Below are 11,071 nucleotides of genomic sequence, written 5' to 3'. Positions count from 1 at the left end.
ACGTTCAGGCGACACTTGTTCCATTTCAAATAGGTTCTAAACTGCGTAATGAGTAAGTCGGCGGGTTCCATAGTCGTGGGTCTTTTGTGCTTAAAAACTCAAGATAGTGAATCCTGCTGGCTTACTCCTGATTTTTGTCGTGTACAGTGCATCGGGCTATCAAATGTTTACAGCGCGTTCAGATGATTAATACACCACCGGGCCCGCTTCAGGATGGCATTCCTGTCCGCTGAGTCCTTTTTGTCCCACCCTTTATAAACCAGGGCAGTCCGGGGATTGTTCTGCAACATCTCCCGGTGTTTCTCCATAAAATGCCAGTAAAGACTGTTTAAAGGGCAGGCGCTTTCTGTCTCTTTTTCCTTCACCTGGTAAACACAGCCCGGGCAATAGTCACTCATTTTCTGCACATAATTACCACTGCCTGCATAGGGTTTTGATGCCACCATGCCGCCGTCGGCATACTGCGACATGCCCCGGGTATTGGGCAGCTCTACCCACTGAATCGCATCGATATAAATGCCCAGGTACCACTGGTCGACCTGATCAGGATCAATACCCGCCAGCAGGCAGAAGTTGCCGGTAATCATCAACCGCTGAATATGATGCGCATAGGCATACTGCAATGACTGAGTAATGGCATGGCGCATACAGTTCATTTGTGTCTGACCGGTCCAGAACCAATCAGGCAGATCGCTGGTCGCTTTCAGGTAGTTCATGGACTCGTAGTCCGGCATATTGCTCCAGTAGACACCCCGAATATATTCACGCCACCCCAGGATCTGACGGACAAAGCCTTCTATTTGCGCCAGTGAAATCGCTTCAGGGTTTTCCCGCCAGGCGCTGATCGCCTTATCGATCACCTGTTTCGGGTGGAGCATTTTGGTATTCAGGGCAAAGGAGAGCCGGGAATGGTAAAGACTCCACTGATGGTCACTGTTCGCGGTCATGGCATCCTGGAACTGACCAAAATGCGGCAAGCAATGGGTGCAGAAATAATTGAGTAATGTTAATGACTGCTGGCGTGTAATCGGCCAGAGCAGATGAGTGCTAATATCACCAAAGCTCTGTACCTTATGGCGTTTCAGCCGCTCCAGTACTGACGCGGTTGAACTGGCAAACATTAAGGGTTCCGGGATCGCATCAATATCAGCAGCTTTGAGCTTACAGCGATTATCTGCATCATAATTCCATTGCCCGCCTTCCGGCTGGCCATCATGCATCAGGACATTATGCTGCTGGCGCATCTTTCGGTAGAACGTTTCCATTCTGCCGGGCTTACCGGGCTTGAACCGTTTGCCAAGCGCCTCAAACGGAACCAGAAAGTGTTCGGTATCCCACTCTTTTTTAAAGAGGGCTTTATCGGGTTCAAAATCTCTTAACTGTGCCAGCAAACGGTATTCATCAGGCCTCTGGTATTCAAAACGGGTCACTGCATATTGCTGGCACAGGTGAAGAATCAATGATGGCAGGTCGGCAAAGTCTTTGGTTTCATCCAGCGTCAAATGCAGAACCTGATGCCCCGCTTTCTGCAATGCCGTGGCAAATTGTTCCATGGCGAGAAAGAAACCACAGATTTTTTGTACATGGTGCTTAACGTAACCGGTTCCCTGAAGCAGTTCGGCAATCACATAAATACACTCGTCATCCTGCTTGCTGAACCAGCTATGGCGGGCGTTGAGTTGATCTCCAAGAATCAGCCTTAGGGTAGAGTAGTGTTTATTGTTTTTCATCCATCACCCGGTTTCGTTGAGATCGGCAGCGCCTTGAACAGTAGCGAACCTCCTCCCAACAGCGCTCCCACTTTTTTCGCCAGGTAAAAGGACGATGGCAGACGGGACATTGCTTTTGTGCGGTTCGATCAACCTTGTTGTCAGCAGTTCTTGCTCTTTGAGAGTGCTTCATGCCTACTTTACGTTAAATTGACCGGTCCGGCTCAGAACAACCTCATCGTTACTCTCCATGTCCAAAGAATATTCAAGGCAACTCAACACCGGGTATTCAGTAAAAGTCAGGGCATTGTTATACCACAGAAACATCATATTCACCGGCAGAGGCATTGACAGATCAGGATTCATAAACTTGACTGGACAATTCGTGATCTGGCTATGATGGCTGCCTGGCCAGACATTCTCAATCTCTTTTAATAAATCAAAAATTGAGGACAATTGATGTCTAATCCTCTGAGTCCCAACTTTTGCGGTCATACCCCGAACAATACTCAGCCGATACCTGACGCGGTGGCAAATCCCTGCTCTGCAGGATTTGGTCCCCACCGTATCACCAGCACTGACGGCGGGACAACCGGATGGCTTGATTCCGGACTTGAACTACCTGAGGGTGGTGATGTCAACAAAATGCTGGGAGACTCTCGGATTACGACAGTGTCCGAGGCTGACTGCAGGCAACAACTCAACCCGTCACATTCATTGCCCCTGCCCGCATCCGAAATCCTGAGTGTGCCTGCTAATGCTGCTTCAGTAACGTGCTGTGAAGGCGAAGACCAATCTCTGCAACCCGCCCAGACAGCAGCAAAAAATATTCGTGGGACCGGTTCAGATGCCACGGCCTCAGGCCCTGAGTCAGAGGCAACCGGACTGGATCATAGAGGCTGCGACCACAGGCACACCGACGCATGCTGGAAGGATACCCGATGGATCGAACTGAACCAGAAAAGGTTTGATGAAGCCGATCAAAGGGCGCGCTCCCGGTTGTATTCATACTTACCCTTGGCAACGGTAACGCGGCTGGATCAGAAATATCAACTGGAGTCAGGTTTTTACCTTCCGGTCATAAGAGATGATCGGGAGGAAACAAGCCACAGCCGCATCAAAATAACACGGTGCAGTGACGGTCAGGTCCTGGTGGATCTCATTCGGCATGGCTTGAACCCAGTACACAATTTCTTTCAGTGCAAGAACCAGGACTGGGTTTTGACGGGTAAGTCAGTATATTCAACGCTTCTGGTCAATCTATCCACTGGAATACATTACCCACAACGGGGCGATCATTTCAATTTGCTTAATTTTTGCTGGGGCCAGGCCATTCCCAGTCCCGATGGGAATACGCTGGCCGTCAATGGACAGTTTCCGCGTTACAGTAGTAGTGTAGCGCTGCAGTTTTTTGATTTCTCCAATCCTGAAGAAGGCTTCAGAATGCTGAAATCAGAACGCTACTTTTATCCACTCCTTGCAGAGTACACTGTGCCAACCTGGGACTTCAGCCGTGACAATGAAACAGTCATTACCTTTAACGCGGAGGAAGAGGAATACGTTGACACGGACGATTTGAGAAAAAAAAGAGTCTTCACCGTCTACTCGGTCACTTTACGCCGGGCAGGTGACCGGATGGTCGAAGAACGGAGAGAACAGATCAAGAAAAGTTGACTGTAGAATTGGCTACTGACTGAAAGTGATTATATTTGATCTCGTGATCGTTGACAGGCTCTACCCCGTTTGAATTTTTCATTAACAAGCTGGTCAGAGTCGCTAACTAAAACTAATCTCTCATTTAACCGGTTCTATTTCAAATACTTACATTGCGAAAACTGCTATCCCAATGGATATATCGCCGTATGCCGGTTATCCCCGAAACCTGTTAGATCCCCCCCCTTTCAAAAGGCACGACTTCCACCTGACCCAGGGCTTTCAGATCCCATGCTGAGCTATCAACACCACTACCACGCGGGTAATCAAGAAAATAAAGGGCACCCAAAAATTTGCTCAGGTTGTACTGAAGCACAGTACTTAATTCAATCGCTTCTTTCTCGGTCAGGCCTTAATTAGAATAGTGCCTCATTAAACCGGCAACCACTTTACACGTCGCTTGTATTATATGTAGAATCGAATCACAAAAATAAATAAAAGTTCATACTGGAGTTGACGTTGTCTTTTAGGGATGAGTTGTTGAAGCGAGTTTGCAATCGAGCAGTACATCTCTTGATTCTGTCGGCTATGATTCCTTTACCAATGTCAGGCTACGCTAATACTCCTAACCCCACCAATGAAATCCAGCGCCAGCAAGAGCGTGAAGAGGTAATTCGTAAACAACAAATCCCTGAACCGGATGTTCGCCTGCAAATTCCACAGGCCGTCGCTGAATCCTTACCTGAAGAAACCAACTGTTTCATGATCGACATTATCCGTTTAACCGGTGATGAAGCAGATCAGTTCCAGTGGGCTCTTTCCGCTGCGGATCAGCCGGGTGACGAGGCCCTTGGCCGCTGTCTTGGTGGCCAGGGCGTCAACCTGATCATGAAACGTATCCAGAATGCCATTATCAAAAAAGGCTATGTAACTACCCGGGTGCTGGCGAAGCCTCAAGACCTAAATAATGGTGAGCTTGAATTATTCATAGTGCCAGGCCGCATCAAATCTATCCGTTTCGATAATTTTTCCCAGCGCGGCACCAATCTATGGACAGCATTCCCAGCATCGCCCGGAGACTTATTGAACCTGCGAGACATTGAACAAGCCCTGGAGAACTTACGACGCCTGCCCACTGCAGAAGCGGATATCCAGATTGTGCCGGGAGCACAACCGGGAGAAAGTGACCTGGTCGTCTTATGGAAGCAAAGGCAACCGCTTCGATTCAGTCTCTCCGCTGATGATTCCGGCAGTGAAGCGACAGGTCGCTACCAGGGATCTGCCACTCTCTCTGTCGACAATCCCTTCCTGTTGAATGATCTGTTCTATGCCTCATTCTCCAATGATCTGGGCGGTGGCGATTCAAGAGACTATGGAACAGAAGGCTACTCACTGTATTACATGATTCCCGTGGGGTATTGGACACTGAGTTTTTCTTTCGGCAAGAGTGAGTATCATCAGACCGTCGCTGGTGCCACAACCGATTATATCTACCGTGGTGACAGCGAAACTGGCAGCGCCAAGCTTTCACGATTGCTCTATCGAGATGCGACCCAGAAGCTTACCCTGGGCGTTGAAGGATGGACTAAGCGCTCCAGCAATTACATAGACGACACCGAAGTATTGGTTCAACGCCGCCGCACCGCAGGATGGGCTGCGGATATTCAGCATCAGGCGTTTATTGGTCAGAACGTTCTCAATGTCTCAGCGGCCTATCGCCGGGGAACGGGTGCCTTTGATACCATGCCCGCACCGGAAGAAGCCTTTAACGAAGGGACCTCCCGTTTTACCTTGATTACTTTAAATGCCGGCTTACAAGTTCCCTTCACCTATTCCGGACACCAGTTCAGCTACTCCCTGGGTTACCGTGGCCAGTGGAACAAAACCCCTCTGGTACCACAGGATCGATTTTCTATCGGTAACCGATACACCGTGCGGGGTTTCGATGGTGAAGCCACACTCTCTTCAGAGCGGGGATGGCTGATACGAAATGACCTGGGCTGGCACCTGCCCAATACACGACAGGAACTGTATCTAGGTCTGGATTATGGCCGAGTCAGTGGCCCATCAGTTGAAAATCTGCTTGGTCATCAACTGGCGGGGACAGTCCTTGGCTTAAGGGGCTCTTTGTTTGGTATCGCCTACGACACCTTTGCAGGCATGCCATTGGATAAGCCCGATGGTTTTGAAACCCCTGGTATGACGCTTGGCTTTAACCTGAACTGGAGTCTTTGACATGAGCAAGGATGGCCTGGTTTACATTGCACCACAACTGAACCACTGTTCGTTCAATGAAGCCGAAGTGCTTGGCTCCATTACCTGGTTATGGATGCACTCCAAAGCACACCAGAACCTGCCCTTGAATACCCTCCCCCGCTTACTGTTGCCCGTATTGAAGACGCAACAGTTTGTACTGGGCGTTGACGCTGGCAAACCAGTTTTCTTTCTCTCCTGGGCACTGTTTGATGAAGCTGCAGAGCAGCGATACATCAACCAAAACCCGGTGCGTATGCCTGCTGAAGACTGGTTGTGTGGAGAACGGCTGTGGATATTGGATGTAGTTGCTCCATTTAGTGAACTGAAACGCCACTCACAATTCATGAGCAAAACCCTGCTGGGCAATCATTGCTGGCGACACCTTTACCATAACCACGAACGTTCTGGCATGCTCATCAAAGAGTTCAGAGGGCGAAATATGTCGCTGACTGACGCACGGCAATGGTCAGATTTACACCCGTTAAAACACATACCAGCAAATTGCAGGTATTTAAAAATCGGTGATCTGCGCTAAGGACAATAATTTTCAAATTATAAAAACACGTGGCATAAGGATATGAACAAGCACCTCTACCGAATCATCTTCAACAAAGCCCGTGGTCAGTTAATGGTTGTGGGCGAACTCGCCAAAAGCAGTTGCAAAGCACCAGGTACTCGCTCATCAACACCCAGTAACGCTGCTCCCTCTTTGTTTGCAGGTCAGCTGAAAGCCGGGGCACTGGTTTTCATGCTCAGCATGCTATGGCACGCCCCAGTTCATGCCCAGATTATTGCAGATAGCAATGCTCCGGGTAACCAGCAACCCATCGTCACCTCATCTGCTGCGGGAGTGCCGGTGGTTAACATTCAAACTCCCAGCGGCCAGGGCGTTTCCAGGAACCAGTACAGCCAGTTCGATGTTAACGCCAAGGGTGCCATTCTCAATAATGCTCATAATAATGTGCAAACCCAGCTGGCCGGTTGGGTGCAGGGCAACCCGTTAATGGCTGGCGGGTCTGCCCGTGTCATTTTGAATGAAGTAAACTCCAGCAATCCCAGCCTGCTCAATGGCTTTGTGGAAGTGGCCGGTCGACGGGCAGAAGTGGTGATTGCCAACCCGGCGGGGTTATCCTGCGACGGTTGTGGTTTTATTAATGCCACCCGATCCACACTGACCACCGGAACGCCAGAATTCAATAATGGGCAATTGTCCGGTTACCGGGTGACTGGTGGAAATATAGAAATTACTGGCCAGGGGCTGAATGACCGGTCTTCCGATTATACTGACCTCATTGCCCGGGCCGTAAAAGTGAATGCGGGCGTCTGGGCCAATGATCTCGCTATTCAAACCGGTACACAACGGGTTAATAGCCGCCGACAGACCATTGAACGTCTGTCATCTATCGCGGGTAAGCCTGATTACTCCATTGACGTCGCCAGCCTCGGCGGCATGTATGCCGGAAAAATTACGCTAAAAGCCACAGAAAATGGTGTCGGAGTGCGCAATGCCGGCACCATTGGCGCCAGTGCAGGCAATGTTGAGCTCACCGCTGACGGCCAACTGGTCAACCGTGGAAGCATCACAGCACATACCTCGCTCTCTATCTCAAGCAGTGGAGCCATTAATAATCAGAATGGGGTTCTGGCTGCCACCAATGAGTTAAACCTGAACAGCCACTCAATCAATAACAACTCTGGAACCATAGCATCCACCAGTGGTGACCTGACCTTGACCACCTCTGGCCAGCTCACCAACAATCAGGGACGAATTGAATCGGCCAGGCAGTTGACCGCCAGTACAGGGGACTTTTTAAACGACAACGGATTAATTCAGGCAGGTACCCTGAGCATTAACACAGGTTCAAAAGACCTGAGCAATATTTCTGGTGAGATCAATGCCAGCGACTCCCTGGACATTGACAGTGCCCGTATCAACAACCAAATGGGTTCAATCCGTTCTGGCAATGTTCTGAATATTCAGGCCGATCTCATCGACAATAGCGGTACACAATCTGGCGATCAGGGGATCTCCGGGTCTGAAGTTACCCTCAACACGAAAACATTAAACAACCAGCAAGGTCGTATTCAATCATCTGGAAATACCGATATCACGGCGAGTCATGTTATTGATAACAGTGATGGTCTTATTTCCAGCAGCGGTGATCTCACGATAGCTGACGCCTTTCAGATCAGTCGGGCGTTTTTCAACCTCGGCAATCAACAATCTTTCACCAATACCGGTGGTACCCTGATTGCCAACCAGAACCTTAACCTCCGTACCGGCACCTTCAGTGGTGATGGTCGTATGCTATCTCAAGGAGATCTCTCACTGGATCTTGGTGCCGACCTGATTCAAACCGGCATTATTCAAGCGACGGGCAATCTCACACTCACCAGCAGTGGTCTGTTGACCAACCAGGGTCAACTACTGGCTGGATCAGGCTTGAACCTGACGGCAGAAAACCTGACCAATAGTGCACAAGGTGAGATCAGTGCCCAAGAAACCCGCATCACTGCAACCGGTACAGTTATTAACTACGGTCTGATTGATGGGGTCACCACTTATCTCTCTTCACGACAGTTACAGAATATCGGTACCGGTAGAATCTACGGCGATCAGGTTCAGCTGAGTACGCACACTCTTATCAACCGTGAAGAAGACAATCACTCTGCTGTTATTGCTGCACGACAGTCGATGAATATTGGTACTTATACCCTCACCAACCGCGAACATGCACTTATTTTAAGCCTTGGCGATTTAAGCATTGGAGGGGAGCTTGATGGCAGTGGCAATTCTACCGGAAAAGCCACACTCATCGATAACAAAAGTGCAACCATTGAATCCCTGAACGACCTTACGATCAATGTAACTACCCTGAATAACACCAACGAACATTTCAGTACCGAACAAAGAGAGATCAGCCGGGAGCAAATTAAGGAGTATCAGCTTTCTGGTCAGTCACAACGTTATACGCCTGATCAGATATCCACCTACCGTGATGAAGTACTGCACCTGGTCACGCCCACTGGCACCAGAGACAACTTCAACCTGTATGAATACCAGCGCATCGTCATGGAAGATGTCGTTCTATCGTCTGACCCGGGTCAATTACTGGCCAGTGGTGCTATCACCCTGAATGTGGATACACTCTTAAACGATTTGAGTATTATCCAGGCCGGTGGTGACCTGACAGGTGTCGTTGGAAGCCTGACCAATACCGATGTACCGGGGCAGCGTCTAATCAGTGACTCCGGTAAAGTTACCAATTACTGGCGAGACAAGCAGAAAGGCACCGATGATCAGGGCAGGTCCGTTTCCGGATATAACCCCGCCACAAAAATTGAAGATATCAGCCTCTCACCCACCCGTTATGAAGGCAACACAAAACCTACGGGCAGTGGTACGACTGTGGATGACCGTGGAGACCATCAGGTAACAGAAACCGCAACATCTCCCACAAGCGGTGGACTTGTATTGCTACCGGATAATAGTCTTTTCATCGTCTCCCCCAACCCTGCTGCCAACTTTCTGGTACAAACAGACCCTCAATTCACCAACCGCAAACAGTGGCTCAGCTCCGACTTCCTGTTGGAACAGGCCAAATACGACCCGGCCACCACTCAAATGCGCCTGGGTGATGGCTTTTACGAACAGAAACTGATTCGTGAGCAGGTGGCACAGCTGACCGGCCAGCGTTTTCTGGAAGGCTATGCCAGTGATGAAGATCAATATCGCCAGTTGATGCTATCGGGAGCAACCTTCGCCGAAGAAGTACAGCTCAGGCCTGGTATTGCCCTCAGTGATGCCCAGATTTCACAGCTCAGCAGCGACATTGTCTGGTTGGTGGAAGAAACCGTCACTCTGGCGGATGGCAGCCAGCAGCAGGTGCTGGTGCCTAAAGTCTATATGCGGGTTCAGGAGAATGACCTGTCGCCTACAGGCTCACTGCTGGCCGCTGATAACCTGAAACTGGAACTGAATAACAACCTGCTGAACAGCGGCACCATCAGCGGGCGAACCAGCGCAGAGATCACGGCGGACAACATTAATAACAACGGTGGTCGTATTGCCGGTGGTGAAGCCACCCTGACCGCCAGAGACAACATCAACAATCTGGGCGGCACCATCACTGCAGAACAACGCCTGACGCTGGATGCCGGGCAGGATATCAATAGCGTCAGCACCCTCCGCTCCAGCAGTAACGAACAGGGTTCCAACACTTCCATCAGTCGGGTGGCGAGTATCTACGTATCGGGCGACAGTGATGGCCTACTACTGGCTTCTGCCGGGAATGATCTGAACCTGATCGCTTCCTATCTGGGTAATGAGAGTGACAATGGTGACACCCGGTTAACGGCTAATAATGACATTACTCTGGGTACAGTGACTGAGTCGTCTGATATGTCCATCGTATGGGACAGCGACAACTGGCGAAAAGACGCCCATAGTCGTGAGATTGGCAGCCAGGTTAATGTGACCAATGATATAGAAATCACAGCAGGCAGAGACTTTGCCGCCACTGCCGCCAATATCACCAGTAGTAGCGGCAATGCTTCGATCGCTACAGGCAATGACCTCACCTTCAAAGAGGGCCGAGCCACCGTCTTTGTGGATGAGGCGCACAAGCATACCGGCAGTAACGGTATGTTCTCAAAAACCACCGTAACCACCCGGGATACCCTGAATCAGGATCAGGCAATCGGCTCAAACCTCAGTGCCGAATCTCTGGATTTGCAGGCCGCTAACAACCTGGCCTTCCGGGGCAGCAGTGCCGTTGCCACCGGCGACACCACCCTTCAGGCAAACAATATTGTTCTTGAAGCCGCAAAAAACACCCAGCAACAACAGAACCTTGAAGATAAAAAGAAAAGCGGCCTGTTCAGTGGCGGCGGCACTGGCGTCACGATAGGTTCACAGCAGCAAACTCTCGATACCCTGCAAACATCCACCACGTTAAGTGGCTCCACCGTGGGTTCCATAGAAGGCAATGTAACCATGGTGGCCAGCAATGAATATCGCCAGACGGCTAGTGACGTTAATACACCGGCCGGGGATATCTCTGTCGATGCTAAAAATATTATCGTCGAGGCAGGCCACAACAAAAACAGCACCGTAGAAGAACAAAGCTTCAAACAGACCGGTGTGACCCTGAGTGTCACCAGCTCAGTGCTGACGGCCTTACAAACCGCAGAACGGATGAAAGAGCTGGGTGAAGACATCGACAACAGTCGCCTGAAGGTATTGGCAGGTGCTACCGCCGCGCTCTCAGCCAAACAAGCCTACGATGGTGCCATGGCTGCCTCACAGGCCACCACGGCAGAAGGTGTCGCCGAAGCCACCGGTGTGGGCATCAGTATCAGTCTGGGTTCCAGCCAGCAAAGCAGCACTACCAAACGCACCAGCAGTGAAGCGCAACAATCCGCCATGGTCTCCGGTGGCAATATCAACCTCA

General features: G+C 50.3%; 6 protein-coding genes. 4 read left to right on the top strand and 2 right to left on the bottom strand.

The window, feature by feature from the left end; genetic code table 11:
* Positions 1 to 167: 167 nt before the first annotated feature.
* Both ACO6VE_RS22915 and ACO6VE_RS22910 read right to left on the bottom strand, forming a co-directional pair.
* Positions 168 to 1,730: a cryptochrome/photolyase family protein gene (locus ACO6VE_RS22915; RefSeq protein WP_422463669.1), complete on the bottom strand. Its 1,563-nt coding sequence runs from the start codon at positions 1,728 to 1,730 to the stop codon at positions 168 to 170.
* Positions 1,717 to 1,902, bottom strand: coding sequence for a DUF2256 domain-containing protein (locus ACO6VE_RS22910; protein WP_422463668.1), 186 nt, complete (start codon positions 1,900 to 1,902; stop codon positions 1,717 to 1,719). Before ACO6VE_RS22910 ends, ACO6VE_RS22915 begins: the two co-directional genes overlap by 14 nt.
* 266 nt (positions 1,903 to 2,168) lie before the next feature.
* Here ACO6VE_RS22910 and ACO6VE_RS22905 point away from each other — a divergent pair, with 266 nt between their 5' ends.
* From ACO6VE_RS22905 to ACO6VE_RS22890, 4 genes are all read left to right on the top strand, one after another.
* Complete coding sequence (locus tag ACO6VE_RS22905) at positions 2,169 to 3,383, top strand: hypothetical protein (RefSeq protein WP_422463666.1); 1,215 nt, start codon at positions 2,169 to 2,171, stop codon at positions 3,381 to 3,383.
* A 567-nt stretch (positions 3,384 to 3,950) separates the two neighbouring features.
* Positions 3,951 to 5,597 carry a ShlB/FhaC/HecB family hemolysin secretion/activation protein gene (locus ACO6VE_RS22900; RefSeq protein ID WP_422463664.1) on the top strand — a complete coding sequence of 549 codons (1,647 nt, stop codon included), beginning with the start codon at positions 3,951 to 3,953 and terminating at the stop codon, positions 5,595 to 5,597.
* Position 5,598: 1 nt separating this feature from the next.
* Positions 5,599 to 6,153, top strand: coding sequence for a toxin-activating lysine-acyltransferase (locus ACO6VE_RS22895; protein WP_422463662.1), 555 nt, complete (start codon positions 5,599 to 5,601; stop codon positions 6,151 to 6,153).
* Between the two features lie 42 nt (positions 6,154 to 6,195).
* Positions 6,196 to 11,071, top strand: a 4,876-nt coding sequence (locus ACO6VE_RS22890) for a filamentous hemagglutinin N-terminal domain-containing protein (RefSeq protein WP_422463660.1), incomplete at its 3' end; no start/stop codon positions are given.

The sequence above is a fragment of the Endozoicomonas sp. ALB115 genome, from assembly GCF_049310245.1.
In the GTDB taxonomy this organism is placed as follows: domain Bacteria; phylum Pseudomonadota; class Gammaproteobacteria; order Pseudomonadales; family Endozoicomonadaceae; genus Endozoicomonas.
This window is presented reverse-complemented; position numbering and strand designations above follow the sequence as displayed.